Below are 16,490 nucleotides of genomic sequence, written 5' to 3'. Positions count from 1 at the left end.
ACTCCGAGAAATAAGAAGGAATTTCCGAAAATTGTTCTTTAATTTTTGGATAATTCCGGCTTATTTCCGAAGGAGTTGCTTCTGTTCCCGCCGTTTATCAGTTTTTGAGCGTGGAGCAAAAATCCAAAGTGATTTTTGTCCCACGCTCTTTTTTTAACCCATTCCAATAGCGAAATTCAACAGTTTATCGGAGTATGTTGGGTTTTCTAAATCGGTTTTCATTGTTTCGTTCAGTAGACTGAGCTGATCGGTAATGATGCCATCGACGCCATAAAAAATCATTCGTGTCATAACATCTTCATCATTTGCTGTCCAAGCATAAACCTTTTTCCCATCATGATGAGCGGCATTTACAAAGTTACGATTCATTGTACTGTATTCCATAGTAAAAAAGTCAACTGGCATTTTAGGCGGTCCCACAATGTTGAAAGGAATAACGTAGCCTACATAAAAGCGTGGTTCTTCTTTCTTTAAGGCCATCGCCGTATCATAGGTTAAGGTATGAAGGATATGGCCGTTTTCTAAAATATTTTCACGGTATTGTTTGACAAAGCGCTGTACTAAATCAGGGCTATCTTGAGGCGTGGTTTTGATTTCAATTAATAAACGTTGTTTTAATTGATTGGCTTTGGCTAAATAATCATCGAAAGAAACCATTTTAGCAGTTTGACCATTTTCTGTGACATTCATGTTCGTTAATTCTTTAAGTGTTAATTGATTTGGTCGTTTATTAACACCCGTTAACGCCCGTAAATTAAAATCGTGCATGACAATAAATTGATGGTCTTTGGTTTCTTGAATATCCATTTCAACATAATCAGGTTTTGCCTTATTGGTCTCGATTAAAGAGTCTAAGGTGTTTTGAACGCCATTGTTACCATTAACACCACGATGGGAGATGGTAACCGGTTTTCGGTCAGGTGTATGACTTAAGTAATTCGTATTATAGGTGCCTACACCAATTCCGAAGATGATTGCAATCAAACAAAAAAGAACGACTCTGAAGGTGGTCCATTCTACCCGAACCTCTGATTTCGGGGTGAACCATTCTGGCGTGTCAGGCAAAATCCCTTCATCTTCCATATCATCAACAATAATGTAAAAAATAGCAACACTAGACAACACCAAGTTTAAGAGCATCATAACCTGAAGGAGTGTCATAGCGATGACAGCGCTAGGTAAAGACCACTCAGGTTTAAACGTTTCGACTGCGGTTTGATCTAAAAATATCAAGAAATAGCCAGCCGTAAAAATCCCTAAAACAGTTCCTCCAATGATAATAAATTGCCCTAAAATCTGGAAAAAGCGCCGCTTTGTAATTTGCCAACTACGTTTTAAAGACTCACGAAAACCAACATCACGTAAAATCAACTCTGGGAGGGCAAAAGCAAGTCGAATCGCTAAATATAAGATAATCAGCTCTAACAGTACGAAACCAATAATAATAATGACGCGATTTGCAAAAATAAAATCTAAGATAAAGGCTGGAATCTTAACTCTTGTTAATAAATAAGAGCGGAAGGTTAACCCACTTAATGGTAAAATCAAAAAGAAATATGCCAGGAAAAACAGAAAGGTAATTCCTCGAACTTTTTTGATCTGAAGCAAGGTGCCGTGCAATAATTGCGTTAGAGTAATTGGTTGCTTTTTCTTAATAAAATAGACACTAAGCAATAAAAAGGTAAATTCAAAAAAGAGCGCCAGTAAAATTAACAGCCCAATTAGTAGAAAAGTCAAAAGGACATAGGGATGTTGCGTAGCAATTGCCCCTAAGTTATCGTAGGAAATATAATCAATCCCACCTTCTTTGAGTACCAATTTGGACAAACTTGTCAATAAAGGCAATAGAACGAATAACATAAATCCGTGCATCAAGAGCACATCGCGAAAATACGCCGTTGTCCCTTTAAGAAAATCTAGCGTATTCACAATACTATTTTTAAAATAACTAAACATCAAAAGTCCCCCAGTTTCTACCAAAATTCCATAATAAAAGGACTAAATCAAACTGACACAGGCAGAGTTTTGATTTAGTCCGTTCGCTTTTTTATTTATTTTACATTCCCAGTAAGCTAGTTAAAAATGTACCGCCATAAATTAACGCAAGACTATATAAATAGATAGAAGCAGGTTTTGCTAATAGAATAATCAGAGTAAATTTTTTCACAGACATTTTTGTTAAACCGGCCATTAAACAAAGCGCATCATCCGGTGCAATCGGGAAGAAAATTGCTAAAGCAAACAATCGTTCAAAACGTTTTTCATTGTCTAACCAACCGATATACTTGTTATATGTTTTATCACTGACAAGGCTCATAATGAATGGTTTCCCATAATTACGACCTAATAAGAAAATGATAATAGAGCCAAGTGCAATACCAACGTAATTATAGACGAAGCCCATTGTTGGCCCGAAAATCAAGACCCCTGCAGCACAGCTAACACCACCAGGAATAATCGGAATAACCACTTGAATAATCTGAATTAACATGAAAATAATCGGACCGAGAATGACAGATTGCCCTACTAGTCCTCTTAGTGCATTGATGTCCTTGAAGACACCTAATCGGATAAAATAGATGGTTGCAATTATGGTTGCAACAATGCCCAAAATGGAAATAATATTAACAATTTTTCTAGATAGGGTAACACTCACATTTCTCATCTCCTTTAGTTATACTCATCGTACTTTTAGTATATAACTTTTCATCAATAAAAAACATCGTTTGTTCTTTCTGCAAACGAACAAAGTTGTAAGATACGCATCATTTGATAAGTTTATTATACAAAAAAAGAGACAGAAAAGACATCCTACTTAAGACCCATTCTGCACTGATCTTTCGAAAGAGAGTAAAAGAAACGAAAGTGGCGCATCTTTTAGTAATATTATAGAGGGGCAAAGAGTGAAATTAAATTTGCATCCACGTCTTTAATGATTGCGTATCGTTGGCCCCAAGGTGCATTCCAAGGTTCTTTAAAAACAATGTAACCAGCTTGGCTCATTTTTTTCACGGTGTTATCAACTTCTGCGGCCGTTTCACAAAGAAAAGCAAGTTCGATTTTATCGCCTTGCTGACTAGGCGCAAACCCATAGACACCAGTAATCATTTGTAGTGAATTTAAAGAAATCCTGACGCCATTGTTTTGTAATTCTGTGTAATCGGGCGAAGCTTCTCCCAGCACGTTAAAACCTAGCGTTTGGTAAAAAGAGAGTGCTTGTGTCATATCGTTGACGATAATACCGACCATATCTAACTTCATCCTCATAACCTCCGATCTATGATAAAATAAGTGTAAGGGATTTTTTGGTAAAAACCAAACGATTTATAGCGAAAGTGCTTAAAAAATTAAAATGTAACAGTTTACAACGAAGAATAAGAAGACTATAATTATGTTAACTAGTTTTAGGTGTACCTAAAAGTGAAGTGTTTGAACAAGATAGATTGAGGGATGTTGGATGAAAGAAAAGAAAACGGAAAAAATGCTTAATTATGCAAATGGACCTAGTTTAGAAGAGATAAATAATACCGTCGAGGTACCTAAAAACGCAAGCTTTTGGCGAACTTTGTTAGCCTATAGCGGACCTGGCGCTTTAGTGGCTGTTGGTTATATGGATCCAGGAAATTGGATTACGTCAATTGCTGGCGGAGCGGAATATAAGTACACGTTACTTAGTGTGATTTTGCTTTCTAGTTTAGTTGCCATGTTACTACAAAGTATGGCTGCGCGCTTAGGAATCGTGACAGGAATGGATTTAGCCCAAGCGACTAGAGAGCATACAAGTAAACGAACGGGCGTTGCCTTGTGGGTGGTGACGGAGTTAGCCATAATGGCAACAGATATCGCTGAGGTAATTGGTGGTGCCGTTGCTTTGCAATTATTATTTGGTTTTCCATTATTAATTGGTGTGTTGATAACAACGTTTGATGTTTTATTACTTTTGCTACTGACAAAGTTAGGCTTTCGCAAAATCGAAGCAATTGTTTCTTGTTTAATTGCAGTCATCTTTTTTGTTTTTGCTTATGAAGTGGCATTAGCAGATCCAAATGTTGGTGAAGTATTACGAGGTTTTATTCCAGACACAAAAATAGCGACAGATAAATCCATGTTATTTTTAGCCTTGGGAATCGTTGGAGCGACAGTCATGCCTCATAACTTATATTTGCATTCTTCCATTGCGCAAGCTCGGAAATTTGATCGTAACGATGATGCTGAGAAAGCCAAAGCAATTCGTTTCACTACTTGGGATTCAAATATTCAATTAACTGTCGCTTTCGTCGTAAATTGTTTGCTGCTAATCCTAGGGGGAGCATTATTTTATGGAACCAACAGTGAATTAGGTAAATTTGTTGATTTATTTGATGCTCTGAAAAATCCAGATATTGTTGGTAATATTGCTAGCCCAGTGTTAAGTATTCTTTTTGCAATTGCTTTACTGGCTTCGGGTCAAAATTCAACGATTACAGGTACGCTGTCAGGACAAATTGTAATGGAAGGCTTTATCCATTTAAAAATGCCGTTGTGGGCACGACGAGTGTTAACTCGTTTGTTAGCAATTGTGCCAGTCATTATCTGTGTCATTATTTATGGCGGTAGCGAAACGGCTGTTGAAGACTTGTTACTTTATACGCAAGTTTTCCTAAGTATTGCTTTGCCAGTGTCGATTATTCCTTTAACGATGTATACAAGTGATAAAAAATTAATGGGCCAATTTGCGAATCCAGCGTGGGTGAAATTTTTAGCTTGGATTATTGCTATTGCCTTGACGTTATTGAATTTATTTTTAATTTATGGCACATTAACTGGTTTAACGAATTAATAAAAACAAAGGCTAACTGGAAAAGTTGGCCTTTGTTTTTTCATAGAATTTGCGCGTAAGAAATGGTAGAATAGGAAAGATGAAATACAAGGAAGAGAGGCTTTCACGTGACAGATTATTTAAATGTAGGAAAAATTGTGAACACACAAGGAATCAAAGGAGAAGTTCGGGTCATTTCGAAAACGGATTTTCCAGAAGAACGTTATCAAAAAGGGGCAACGTTACTGCTATTTCAAGAGAAAAAAGCACCAATTGAATTGGTCGTGAAGTCCCACCGCAAGCATAAGAATTTTGACATTTTAAGCTTTGAAGGACATCCAAATATCAATGATGTTGAAAAATATCGTGACGGTATTTTAAAAGTTGCAAAAGACAATCTCGCTGAATTGGCAGAGGACGAATTTTATTATCACCAAATCATTGGTGCCACTGTTTATGATGAAACTGGTAGTGAACTGGGAAAAATTAAAGAAATTTTATCTCCTGGTGCGAATGATGTGTGGGTCGTCCAACGACCAAAGAAAAAAGATTTACTTTTACCGTATATTGAAGGCGTTGTTACAAAAGTCGATGTCGAAAATCAACGGATTGATGTGGACATTCCAGAAGGATTGATTGACGATGAGAATTGATGTATTAACTCTTTTTCCTAGAATGTTTGAAGGACCAATGGGGGAATCAATTATTGGGAAAGCTCGGGAAAAGCAGTTATTAGAATTGAATGTCTCTAATTTTCGCGATTTTTCAGATAACAAACACCAAACGGTCGATGATTATCCGTATGGCGGTGGCGCAGGGATGCTTTTAAAAGTACAACCGATCTATGATAACCTAAAGGCAATTGAAGAAGAGACAAACCAGCAACCAAAACGGGTCATCTTATTAGATCCAGCAGGAAAACCGTTTAATCAAAAAATGGCCGAGGAATTTTCACAAGAAGAACATTTAGTTTTTATTTGTGGACATTATGAAGGCTATGATGAGCGAATTCGCACGATGGTTACAGATGAAGTTTCATTGGGGGATTACGTTTTAACAGGGGGCGAATTAGGCGCAATGGTCATGATTGATGCGACAGTCCGTTTATTACCTGATGTCTTAGGTAACAATCTTTCTGCACAAACGGATTCACATTCCACTGGCCTATTAGAGCACCCACAATATACCAGACCTGCTATTTTCAACGATATGGAAGTCCCTGCCGTGCTAACGAATGGTAACCATAAATTAATTGCAGAATGGCAACTAAAAGAATCATTACGACGGACCTTTTTGCGTCGACCTGACATGTTGGAATCAGTAGAAATGACGCCTGAAATGTTGAAGTTATTAGAAGAAATTAAACAAGAAGAACAAAAATAAGGGAACTTTCAAGAAAATTCTCTTTACAGCTTATTTTGTCTGTGGTAAACTAATTTGGTGAGTGCAATGCGCTCTAACTATTACAATATTCCGCTGTGGCAGAAGTGACCATAAGAATATTTGGGAATAAGGAGAAGGATAAAATGAATCCATTAATTCAAGAATTAACACAAGAACAATTACGTACGGATATTCCTGCGTTCCGCCCTGGTGACACTGTTCGCGTTCATGCGAAAGTAGTCGAAGGTACTCGTGAACGTATCCAGTTATTCGAAGGTGTTGTAATTAAACGCCGTGGTGCTGGAATCAGCGAAACTTACACAGTACGTAAAGTTTCAAATGGTGTTGGTGTGGAACGTACATTCCCATTACACACACCACGTGTTGCTCAAATTGAAGTGGTTCGCTACGGTAAAGTACGTCGTGCAAAACTTTACTACTTACGCGCATTACACGGAAAAGCAGCTCGTATCAAAGAAATCCGTCGTTAATCTTTACTATTCGACAAACGAACACCCTCTTGCTCAGCAAGAGGGTGTTTTTGTGTGTAATTAAGTGGAAAATCACTTTGACTTTTTTTGAAGTCACATAAGTGTGAAAATTAGGTTTTTGGACAATGATTCAGAAATCTTTTGAAAATTGAAGGTGTGAGGAAATTTAGAAAGATAAAAAGAGGGAGTACTGAAAACCGAAATTTCAGTTAAGTGCTTGGATCAAGAAACAAAAACTACGTTAGTTTGTCAATATCAGTTGAAATTGGAGAAGAAGCAGAATGGGGTGATAGTATTGGCAAATTAATTATTTAAGGTCATCGTTACAGGATTTTTGTTTTTTATATTCAATCAAAAAGAAATAAATACAAAGAACACAGATAAGTATTTTAGCAAGTAACCAATAAATAGCAGGACTGTTGGTGCTATAAGAATACAAGAAAATAGTAGTAAACTTAATTAAGAATCGTTTGCTATTTAAATAGTGTTCTTTTCCTTTTAAAATATATACGATAAAATAAGTATATTAATTGTAAAAGGACATGATAATTATGGAAGAATTAGAATAGAATAATTTTTATGTTTGCTATAGTTTTGAGGGTAGTGATTCTTTTAATAACTGTCAAGATAGTAGATTACTTTGCGAATACTCCTGAAGTACAAATACAGAGAAAACTTCCTGAGTTTGAAAAAGTGCCACCTTATGATCCAAGAGATAATTCATTTCTGATACAAATTATTCTTTAAGTAATACAACGACTAAGTTTATTTACCAAACCATTACAATAAGAAAAGGTGCAAGTATACCTAATTACTATTGGTATGATGATGGTCAATTTAGAGGAAATCTAAAACTTCAACGTTGGCAAGACTACGGAGAAGATCCAAACATAAGAGGATATATCTGTACTTATGGAGGCTACGTTACCAATGGTTCAAGCCCGGCGCAAAGAATTGTCGATATTAATGAACAATAGCTATTCTAACTTTATGTAATAGGAGGGAGTAATCATGAAAAAAATCGGGTATTTTAGTTGTATTATTTTTTTCATGTTTTTGGTAGGTTGTAGTAATAACAAAAAAGAAAACGGCAATCTTTTGAATGCCAGTTCGTTTCCTTTAATACTCACCACGATTATTGAAAAGGAAGAAGACCTAACGAAAGGTTCAATTTTTTTCAACAAGGATAAAAGCATGACGCTTGAAAAAGAATATTTAGTTAATCCCAATAATGAAGACACAAAAAAAACAAGTAGAACAGAAAAAAAGGTATATAAAAATATTAAAATACAAGAAAATAAAGAGAGCTATGAAATTACAGGTCAATTGGACAAAAAAACGAAAAAAATAGAGTTTAAAAAAGTTGATGAAGGTAAACGTATATCTGATGCAGAAGGTAATGTGTATGGTGATTTTGGTGGTAAATAGGATAGTTAAGTCATAAAAAAGAAGGCTAAAAATTTTTATTTTTTTCGTCTCTATACTTTCTGATGTTAGTTTTTTTACCAACATCAGAAAGTATAGAGACGTTTTTGTGTAATTAAACAAAAAATCAACATTGACTAAGACCAGAAATACTTCCTTTAGTGCTCCGAGTTGCTCTAATATAAGACACCAAATTGATAACCATTTGCTTGATAAAACTCTATTAATTGTGGCAATGCTTGTTTTGTTAATTCCTTATCTACTGAATCATGCATTAAGACTACTCTAATATTATAATCCGGATAAACCTCAAGTGAATGTTGATGGAAAGCGAGCATTTCTGCGACTGTAGTAGGCTGTCTGTCTAACGGTTCCGCATCTCCAACCATCGCATTCCAGTCAATCCAATGGATGCCAAGTTGTTTGAATAATTCATCAGATTTTTCTGTACCTCCCCATGACATATGACCTCCTGGGTATCGCCAGAGAGTTGTTTGAAATGTTTCGCCCAGTATTTTTTTTAGAGAGTTCTCCATGGTTGCTATTTCCACTTGTATTTCTTCAGTGTTGACAATCCCGTTTGGATATAACGTTGCATAATCATGAGTTGAACTATGAAAGCCTATTGAATGTCCTTCTGCAACTTCGCGTTTCACTATCTTTTGATTTTCGGAAGTTAGGGTATTTCCTACAAGAAAAAAAGTTGCGTGGACGTTATACTTTTTTAATGCATCTAGGACTTGTGGGGTTATTTGATTATTAACGCCATCATCAAAGGTTAAGAATACTAATTTTTCACCTTTGTAAGGTTCTTCTCCAGTTATATATTTTCTGATTTTGTCTGCTGAGTAAGCATATTTTTTTGATGAAATAGTCATGTGTGTTGATTCCTTTTCTAACTTGGTTGGGGAATCTTTTTTTGCAGTTGAATTTTTAGTCGATGTCTGCGTAGTATCATCATTTTTACTTGTTATCTTGGGTTGAGTTAATAGGAACGTTTGAATGAAAACAAGAACAATAAGGATTAACGCACTAAATAATACATACCCGTTTATTTTGAATTTTCTTTTCTTATGTCGCATACTTTCACTCCTCTTTGGTTAATGAAAAAGTTAAAAAATACACCTCCACGTTATACAAAATTGAACGTCCTATTAGTTATAGACGAATTTGAGGACCAAAAAGTTTCAATTTTTTCAATTTAGTTAGTTGTTTATTTAATAAAAAATAAAAGGTTGCTAGAGGATGAAAGGAGTATACTTTATTTATCTAGAAGAGTAATCGTAATGAGAAATGAGAAAGGGCTGTGGAAATGGATCATCAACAGGTGTTGAAAAATGAAATTAAACAATATTTAGTGAGTAAAAACTGTGAGAAGACGTATTATCATTGTATGGAAGTTGGAGAGTATGCCTATCAACTTGGTGAAAAATATTTAACTAGTCCAGAAAAAGTAAGTATTGCAGGATATTTACACGATATCTCTGCGATTTATCCAAATAATCAGAGAATTAGTGTCGCACAAAAATATGGGATTGAATTAAACGAAGCAGAAATGGCCTTTCCAATGATAATTCATCAAAAAATTTCTAAGTCTATTGCGAAAATGGATTTTGGTATTGAAGACAATGAAATTTTATCAGCTATTGAATGCCATACAACATTGAAGAAAAACTATTCGGACATAGATTTAGTTTTGTTTGTCGCTGATAAAATAAAGTGGGATCAAGAAGGGAAGCCACCATACTTAGATGGTTTATTACAAGCTTTAAATTGTTCTTTAGAAAATGCCGCATATTTCTATATCGATTATATTTTGAAACACGATATTAAAGTTGTGCATCCTTGGTTATGGGATGCTTACAATCAACTTAATTTGACAATTAAATAACAAATAAATATAGCCGTTTTTAGTCGAGTTTTGCTGGTGAGAAAAGGGGAAAAGTTGTACAGTATTCTTGTCAGAAAGAAGGGATTCCCAATGAAAAAAATAATCTTGATAGGTCTTTTATTGAGTATTTTATCAGGATGTTCTTCCAACAAAAGTGGTGATAGCACTGCAAGCAAATCAAGCAAGCCGACAGCAACATCAGAAATGAAAGCACCTGCTACCGTTAACAGTAGCCAAGCGAGTCAAATGAGCACGGAGTCAAAATCTAGTACGACTCAAAGTAATTCTTCTGCTTCTAGTAAAGCTGAAAATCAGTTGTGGTCTGCGCAAAAAAAGGCACAACTACAACAATTTATGGCTGATTGGGGGCAACGGATGAACCAAACGTATAAAGAATATACACCAGGAAATTCAATCAATTTTAATGGCGTCCAAGCGCCTGATGGTCTAGTAGGAAATGTTACTATGCAACCAGCGATTGGTCAGCATCCCATTTATTTAGAATGGTCTGAAAATGGACAAGTGAAGGATGGATATGCGTTAGTTGCTGTTTACTCTGATGCAGAAACGCAACCAGAAATGCAAAAGCATTTGTATTTATTCACCATCGTTAACAATCAGCCCTTAGTTTTAGTGACGATGCAAAATCAAGGAGATCCTTATGGCTATCTGTATTTTGGAGCAACAGATAATGCAGAGTTGAGGGCTGGGTTTGAAAAAATTGTAGGTGCCCCGTCAATTACTAAAGAACAAATCCCAAATATTTCAGTCAATCCGTGGTCTTCAAAAGAGGAAGCGATTGATTTTTATGAAGGAATGTATAAAAACACGGCAAACGAAATTTCAACTCAAATTGACTGGCATAACTATCAGCGGGCAAATTGGCGCGAGGTAGAAACAAAAGGCGACACTTTGACATTACATTTTGCCAACGTGGGCGGTGCTGGGGGCTCATATACACAATTCACGAAAGTTGGTACGAATACTGTTGTTGTATCGTTTGATGGCAATGCTTCTTATCCCGATAACCCAAGTAGCGTTTTACTCGTGCAAAACAGTGATTATAAAGTTTTAAGGACTTTGAATCAGTAATAGGGGAAATACATCGTTTACTTAAACATAGGCAAAGGCGGGTTGCTTACCTTTTTATAAGTAACCTGTCTTTGCCTATGTGCTATTTTTTTGGATAGAGGTGCTCAGAGTAGGGGATGTTTTTCTGGGAAGTTTTTATGCTAGATCTCTATTTGACTAGGCTCAAATAGATCTGAATCAATCGTTGAAGTGATATCTGTTTATATAAAGATAGGCTAAATTGTCATTTTTTTACGAATCGTCGTTCATGTTAAAATAAATGGAGAAATGTTTTAGTATTCATAGTAAGTATTTTATCGTAGAATAAAAGATATACTAACAATGGAGCGATGAAAATGCTAAAAGAAGAAAGATTAAATGCGATAGTCTCTCTAGTAGATCAAAAAGGGGCAATCAAAGTTACTGAAATTATGGAACGATTAAATGTTTCGGATATGACTGTTCGTAGAGATTTGACAGAATTAGAAGCAGCGGGGCGTTTAAAACGAGTACATGGAGGAGCTAGCAGTTTAAATACATATCGTCCACATGAATTGTCTCATGCTGATAAACAAATTATTAATAGTGTTGAAAAAAAAGAAATTGTCCAAAAAGCATTAAGTTTAATTCACGAAGAAGAAACTATCTTCCTAGGACCAGGAACAACTATTGAACTTTTGGCCGAGGCAATGGAATTTAAACATTTAAGAGTAGTAACAAACTGTTTGCCTGTGTTTGAAACGTTAAGTAAAAAAAAGAATGCGTTGACCATTTATTTGGTTGGTGGAGAAATGCGACTTTTAACTAAATCTTTTTTTGGTGAAATAGCTAATAAAGCATTAGAAGAAATGCATTTTCATAAAGCATTTTTTAGTTGTAATGCGTTAAAAGATAATAAAATTATGACAGCGACTATTGAAGAAGGACAAACACAAGCAATTGCATTAGATAACTCAATAGAAAAATATTTATTAATGGATACTTCTAAAGTAGAGAAACAGGATTTTTATTCTTTTTATCAATTAGAAGAAGTGACAGCGGTAGTTACAAATAAAGATAAATTTGACATATCTAAAGTATTGGAAAAAGTTGTCAGGGTGATCTACTAAAAAGAAGAGGTGCAGATGCACCTCTTCTTTTTAGTTCCCCTTATTGAGCTTTTTGAGCATAAATAATATTTCGCTTCTTCATTTGTTTTGCATACCAAATGAAAATCAGTAGATAGGCGACTAGCGCCAGACATGCGTATAAAATAAATTCGAGTTGACCTTGTGATGCATTGCCGACTAAGTATCCTAAGAATTTTTCCATTGGTCCTTCCATGGTAGTATGTGAAATTAAAGTATTATTATTTAGACCCGCTGGGAAAGCGCCAACTTTTTTTGCGGTTTCGGTAACGAACGGTGCAATTAGGGTACCAGACCATAAGAACAAAGGTAATTCGATTGCTCCAATTATAATCATTCGGATGAGTTTACCTCTTGTAACTACTAGTAGAGCAGGGGTTACACCCATTGCAATAATTCCGCCAAGTGGTAAAAGTTTATTGCCAGGTAGGACAATGGCTTCTAATAGCATAATTGGAGCCAATACGTTAGCTGCTGCCCAGATTTCAGCACGACCAGCTAAGAAAGGCCAATCTAAACCAATATTAAGTGTACGCCCTTTTAATTTATTCGAAGCAAAATCAGTGATACCTTGTGATAAAGGCTCAACTGCAGCGATAAACCAAGTTCCAATTAAAGAGAATAGTTCCAAACAGACTGCAGCCGTAAAGGATAGAGAAAAAATTTGCGTGGGTGTTTGGCCAGCTAAAAGACCCACAAAAATCCCTAAGTAAATCCCGATGGCAAATTTTGATCCCCAAAAGCCAATTTTACTATTCAATTTGGCAGCGTCAAAATCGTATTTGTCTAACCAAGGAAAAAGCTTATCAAAAATTTTATCAAAAACCATAATGATTGGGTTCATCATATAGTTCATATGTGTGGTAGTCATAGGATTGGTATCTGGGGCGTTAAGTAAATCGTTAAACGTTGGTTTCATTAAGTCAGAATTGATAATTTTTAAAACACCTATGAAAATAACTAAGATTGTTGCAATTATTAAGTTTGCGCCACAAAAAATAGCAAATAAACCAACAATCGATAGATGCCAAATGTCGAAAATATCCACATCTAATGTGTTTGTTTTATTTAGAATTAACATAATGACATTGACAATCACCATAATTAAAAGAAAGTAAAGGGTGTAAGGAGATCCCCAAGTGATGGTGGCCAAAGGTGCCCAACCAACATCGGTAATATTTAAAGAAATTCCTGTACGTTCTACGAAAGAGGCCATTGCATCTGAGAAAGCAGTAGTTAAAATTCCTATAATAGCACTGATACCAGTTAAAGCGATTCCTAGTTTAAGACCACCTTCTAATGCGCGAGTGGGTTTTACCTTAAAACAAAGGGCAATCAGTGTTAAAACAATAGTCATTAAAGGAGCAGCACCTAAATCAATTAAAGGTTTAAAAATTGTATTTGCTAGGTCAATAATCGTATTCATTTATTTTCTCCTTCATAAGCTAAGATAACAAAATTTTTATCTTAGTTTTGTTATTGTTGACAGTGAAGCGTAAGTAATTAGTCTGAAAAGGAAATCATTTGTTTAAAGAGTGAATGATACTTTCCATTTGTTGATAAACAGGTTCAGCCATTGCTGGAATTCGATAAAGAATTGCGCCTGCATCAACTACAGGAATCGTGATTGGGAAACCCAAATCTGTTTTGGCGATTTGGGCGAAAATATCATAGTGGGATAGCATCTCTTGATTAATATCTTTAATCATTACGGCATCGCAAGAAACTTGGTAGCCTCTTTTAGATAATTCTGTTTCTAATGCAGATTTGATTTGATGGCTAGAGTTTACCCCAGCCCCACATGCAGCTAAAATTTTGATCATGTTAAATCTCTCCTTTAAAATTTTTTTGTAAAAAACGATAAACTTCTTCTTTATCTTCATATTGAAAAAAAGCCAATAGTGATGAACGGTCTGTCGTGTTAATAAAATCCATGATAGTCGCTAAAAGACCCGTTTGTTCAATACCGTTTTCATTTAAAATCATGAAAAGAAAGGAAACAGAGAGCGTTTCATCTGGGATAATCATGTTATGAAATGATAAGGATTGTTTCAATTTAATCGGGATAATTCTTGTCGTCCGTACAAAGGTACTTTCGGTATGCGGAATGGCGATATTCGGTAGTGCAGGATCAATCGGTGTTAAACTTAAACCAGTCGGATAGTTGTGTTCTCGTTCCAATAAATTAGTTAGAAAATCAGGTGTAACTAATTTCTTTTTTAACAAGTCTAAATAAACTTCTTCAAAAACTTCTTCTTGTGTTTTTTTGTTTGAAATATAGGTAGTATCTAATGAAAAAATCGATGTTTTAATAACCATAGAACCCCTCGTTTCTTTAATATATTATTATTTATTTACAAGTATAATATAAAACGCTTTCAAAAAGATGTCAACACAATATTAAACAATAATAAACAAAAAAGAAAATAAATGTTGAATAAAGTTCGATATTGTTTTATTATGTTTTCGAGAAGGGGATTTGAGTTTAAAGAAAGGGACAGAATTTTAATAGTAGATACACGAGGTAAGGAGGAAAACAAAATGCGTGTCATACTTGGTTCAGATTTAGATGGAATAAAATTAAAAGCAGAAATGAAACAATACTTATTGCAAGAAAAAGTTGAGGTAATCGATAAAAGTGAAAGTGCTTCGGAAGACTTTATAGAAGCAACGCTTGCTGTTGCTCATGAAGTTTTAAAGGATACTGAAAGTTTAGGAATCGTTTTTGATGGTTATGGGGCAGGTAGTTTTATGACTGCTGCTAAAATTAAAGGAATGATTGTCGCTGAGTTGTCAGATGAGCGTTCTGCATATATGGCGCGAGAACACAACAATGCTCGGATGATCACGGTGGGCGCAAAAATTGTTGGAACGGAACTAGCCAAAAACATAATAAAAGAATTCTTAACAGGTCATTATGCAGGCGGGCGTCATCAAATACGTGTAGATATGTTAAATAAAATGGCTTAACAAATAATAGAAAGGAAGTGTTTTTATGAAAATTGCCATTGGTTGTGATCATATTGTGACGGATACCAAAATAGCAGTTTCTGATTTTTTGAAAGCAAAGGGATATGAAATTTTAGATGTAGGCACGTATGATTTTACTCGAACTCACTATCCTATTTTCGGAAAAAAAGTGGGAGAAGCCGTAATGAGCAATCAGGCTGATTTGGGTATATGTATTTGCGGAACAGGCGTTGGAATTAACAATGCGGTTAACAAAGTGCCGGGTATCCGTTCTGCTTTAGTTCGCGATATGACTACAGCGTTGTATGCGAAAGAGGAATTGAACGCAAATGTTATTGGTTTCGGTGGGAAAATAACAGGAGAATTCTTGATCTGTGATATCGCTGCTGCCTTTATTGAAGCACACTATCATCCAACAGAAGACAACGAACAACTAATTGAAAAAATTAATCAAGTTGAAAAACAACATCCAGAACAACAAGATGCGCACTTTTTCGATGAATTTTTAGATAAATGGCAACGAGGAGCCTATCATGATTAGTACGTAATCAATGAGGGTTACTTAAGAAAGCGGTCTTAAATAATAATCATTGGTATTTGAGTTAAATTCCCCTTCATTAATTTTTATTGCTGTTTTAACGTAGCACTGTAAAGAGCATTATTAATAAAAAGTAGTAACAAAGGAACAAATTGAAGGCTATACAGGTAACCATAAAAAGTACACGAGTTCTTTTCTCGTGTACTTTTTATGGTTTCACTGCTTGTTTTATTTTAGTAATTATTTTTCTATAAAAATAGTCCCAGAATTATTAAAATAATCCCGATAACTAAACTGCCGATGCCAGAAGCCGTACCATATTTTTTACTTAGATGTATATCAGTAGTATTTTTAGGAATCAAGTTTGAGAAAAAATAAAATTTTTTTACCAAGATTAGATATGCAACAAGTAAAAGTAATAATCCTAAGAGAAGATAACTAAGATTTTCAGCTAATAAATCTAGATGAGCTAATAACAATATCCCCAAAAAGAGGCCTACCAATCCATATTTCATCGTTTTTTCTTTTGCTGACATATAAATATCCCTACTTTACTTTTTAATTTATTAAGAGCATAAAACCATAGATTCGATATAAGTTCATTTTGTTGTATCCAAAAGAGCATGACCTGGAATGACCTATATAATTAGAAAATTGGAGTGATATATAGTTATTTTACCATAGCTTAAATGAGTTGATTAACTCCGAATAATGTACAACTATGTACACCTATTGTGGGTGGAATGTGTGTTGGGACTTTGCTAACCTAATAGTTGAAAAAATGAATCAATAAATT

At 35.0% G+C, this 16,490-nt stretch carries 18 protein-coding genes; 10 read left to right on the top strand and 8 right to left on the bottom strand.

Annotated features, from left to right (window positions below; all coding sequences use genetic code 11):
• Positions 1-153 precede the first annotated feature (153 nt).
• From IGI63_RS03620 to IGI63_RS03610, 3 genes are all read right to left on the bottom strand, one after another.
• Positions 154-1,956, bottom strand: a complete 1,803-nt coding sequence (locus IGI63_RS03620) for a glycerophosphoryl diester phosphodiesterase membrane domain-containing protein (protein ID WP_429975332.1) — start codon at positions 1,954-1,956, stop codon at positions 154-156.
• A gap of 100 nt (positions 1,957-2,056) precedes the next feature.
• On the bottom strand, positions 2,057-2,665 hold the full coding sequence (locus IGI63_RS03615) for a TVP38/TMEM64 family protein (RefSeq protein WP_002383106.1): 609 nt from the start codon (positions 2,663-2,665) through the stop codon (positions 2,057-2,059).
• Between the two features lie 221 nt (positions 2,666-2,886).
• Positions 2,887-3,261 carry a VOC family protein gene (locus IGI63_RS03610; RefSeq protein ID WP_002381774.1) on the bottom strand — a complete coding sequence of 125 codons (375 nt, stop codon included), beginning with the start codon at positions 3,259-3,261 and terminating at the stop codon, positions 2,887-2,889.
• Positions 3,262-3,457: 196 nt separating this feature from the next.
• On the opposite strand from IGI63_RS03610, the gene IGI63_RS03605 reads away from it, so the two are divergent.
• The 5 genes from IGI63_RS03605 (at position 3,458) to IGI63_RS03585 (ending at position 8,100) form a co-directional block, all read left to right on the top strand.
• Complete coding sequence (locus tag IGI63_RS03605) at positions 3,458-4,819, top strand: Nramp family divalent metal transporter (RefSeq protein ID WP_002360069.1); 1,362 nt, start codon at positions 3,458-3,460, stop codon at positions 4,817-4,819.
• 107 nt (positions 4,820-4,926) lie between these two features.
• The gene (gene rimM / locus IGI63_RS03600; protein WP_002360070.1) at positions 4,927-5,451 is read left to right on the top strand and encodes a ribosome maturation factor RimM; all 525 of its coding nucleotides are present in this window, start codon (positions 4,927-4,929) and stop codon (positions 5,449-5,451) included.
• Positions 5,441-6,181 carry a tRNA (guanosine(37)-N1)-methyltransferase TrmD gene (gene trmD / locus IGI63_RS03595; RefSeq protein ID WP_002381776.1) on the top strand — a complete coding sequence of 247 codons (741 nt, stop codon included), beginning with the start codon at positions 5,441-5,443 and terminating at the stop codon, positions 6,179-6,181. Before rimM ends, trmD begins: the two co-directional genes overlap by 11 nt.
• 143 nt (positions 6,182-6,324) lie before the next feature.
• Entirely contained in the window at positions 6,325-6,672 is a 348-nt protein-coding gene (gene rplS, locus IGI63_RS03590; RefSeq protein WP_002357176.1) for a 50S ribosomal protein L19, read from the top strand.
• Between the two features lie 1,011 nt (positions 6,673-7,683).
• Entirely contained in the window at positions 7,684-8,100 is a 417-nt protein-coding gene (locus IGI63_RS03585; RefSeq protein WP_010821690.1) for a hypothetical protein, read from the top strand.
• A gap of 173 nt (positions 8,101-8,273) precedes the next feature.
• On the opposite strand, the gene IGI63_RS03580 is transcribed toward IGI63_RS03585, so the two are convergent.
• Positions 8,274-9,179: a polysaccharide deacetylase family protein gene (locus tag IGI63_RS03580; protein WP_425136452.1), complete on the bottom strand. Its 906-nt coding sequence runs from the start codon at positions 9,177-9,179 to the stop codon at positions 8,274-8,276.
• Positions 9,180-9,409: 230 nt separating this feature from the next.
• Between IGI63_RS03580 and yqeK the strand changes: the two genes are divergently transcribed.
• The 3 genes from yqeK to IGI63_RS03565 all read left to right on the top strand — a co-directional run bounded on the left by yqeK (position 9,410) and on the right by IGI63_RS03565 (position 12,168).
• On the top strand, positions 9,410-9,988 hold the full coding sequence (gene yqeK, locus IGI63_RS03575) for a bis(5'-nucleosyl)-tetraphosphatase (symmetrical) YqeK (RefSeq protein ID WP_010777729.1): 579 nt from the start codon (positions 9,410-9,412) through the stop codon (positions 9,986-9,988).
• 90 nt (positions 9,989-10,078) lie between these two features.
• A complete protein-coding gene (locus IGI63_RS03570; RefSeq protein WP_429975331.1) occupies positions 10,079-11,080 on the top strand; it encodes a DUF4767 domain-containing protein in 1,002 nt (333 codons plus the stop codon).
• A 335-nt stretch (positions 11,081-11,415) separates the two neighbouring features.
• Complete coding sequence (locus IGI63_RS03565) at positions 11,416-12,168, top strand: DeoR/GlpR family DNA-binding transcription regulator (protein WP_429975330.1); 753 nt, start codon at positions 11,416-11,418, stop codon at positions 12,166-12,168.
• 40 nt (positions 12,169-12,208) lie between these two features.
• Here the strand turns inward: IGI63_RS03565 and IGI63_RS03560 are convergent, their stop codons facing one another.
• The 3 genes from IGI63_RS03560 to IGI63_RS03550 all read right to left on the bottom strand — a co-directional run bounded on the left by IGI63_RS03560 (position 12,209) and on the right by IGI63_RS03550 (position 14,505).
• Positions 12,209-13,612 carry a PTS galactitol transporter subunit IIC gene (locus IGI63_RS03560; protein WP_002357183.1) on the bottom strand — a complete coding sequence of 468 codons (1,404 nt, stop codon included), beginning with the start codon at positions 13,610-13,612 and terminating at the stop codon, positions 12,209-12,211.
• Positions 13,613-13,706: 94 nt separating this feature from the next.
• Positions 13,707-14,009, bottom strand: coding sequence for a PTS fructose transporter subunit IIB (locus IGI63_RS03555; protein ID WP_002357185.1), 303 nt, complete (start codon positions 14,007-14,009; stop codon positions 13,707-13,709).
• Between the two features lies 1 nt (position 14,010).
• Positions 14,011-14,505 carry a PTS sugar transporter subunit IIA gene (locus IGI63_RS03550; RefSeq protein WP_002397416.1) on the bottom strand — a complete coding sequence of 165 codons (495 nt, stop codon included), beginning with the start codon at positions 14,503-14,505 and terminating at the stop codon, positions 14,011-14,013.
• 222 nt (positions 14,506-14,727) lie between these two features.
• Between IGI63_RS03550 and lacA the strand changes: the two genes are divergently transcribed.
• Together lacA and lacB are read left to right on the top strand one after the other, a co-directional pair.
• A complete protein-coding gene (gene lacA, locus IGI63_RS03545; protein WP_002357188.1) occupies positions 14,728-15,156 on the top strand; it encodes a galactose-6-phosphate isomerase subunit LacA in 429 nt (142 codons plus the stop codon).
• Positions 15,157-15,181: 25 nt separating this feature from the next.
• The gene (gene lacB, locus IGI63_RS03540) at positions 15,182-15,697 is read left to right on the top strand and encodes a galactose-6-phosphate isomerase subunit LacB (RefSeq protein ID WP_002410563.1); all 516 of its coding nucleotides are present in this window, start codon (positions 15,182-15,184) and stop codon (positions 15,695-15,697) included.
• A 245-nt stretch (positions 15,698-15,942) separates the two neighbouring features.
• Here the strand turns inward: lacB and IGI63_RS03535 are convergent, their stop codons facing one another.
• On the bottom strand, positions 15,943-16,230 hold the full coding sequence (locus IGI63_RS03535) for a hypothetical protein (protein WP_002357190.1): 288 nt from the start codon (positions 16,228-16,230) through the stop codon (positions 15,943-15,945).
• Positions 16,231-16,490: the final 260 nt, after the last annotated feature.

This window comes from Enterococcus sp. DIV0086 (genome assembly GCF_050498705.1).
Lineage (GTDB): Bacteria > Bacillota > Bacilli > Lactobacillales > Enterococcaceae > Enterococcus > Enterococcus faecalis.
The sequence above is the reverse complement of the archived record's forward strand: the minus strand, read 5'-3'. Positions and strand labels throughout refer to the sequence as shown.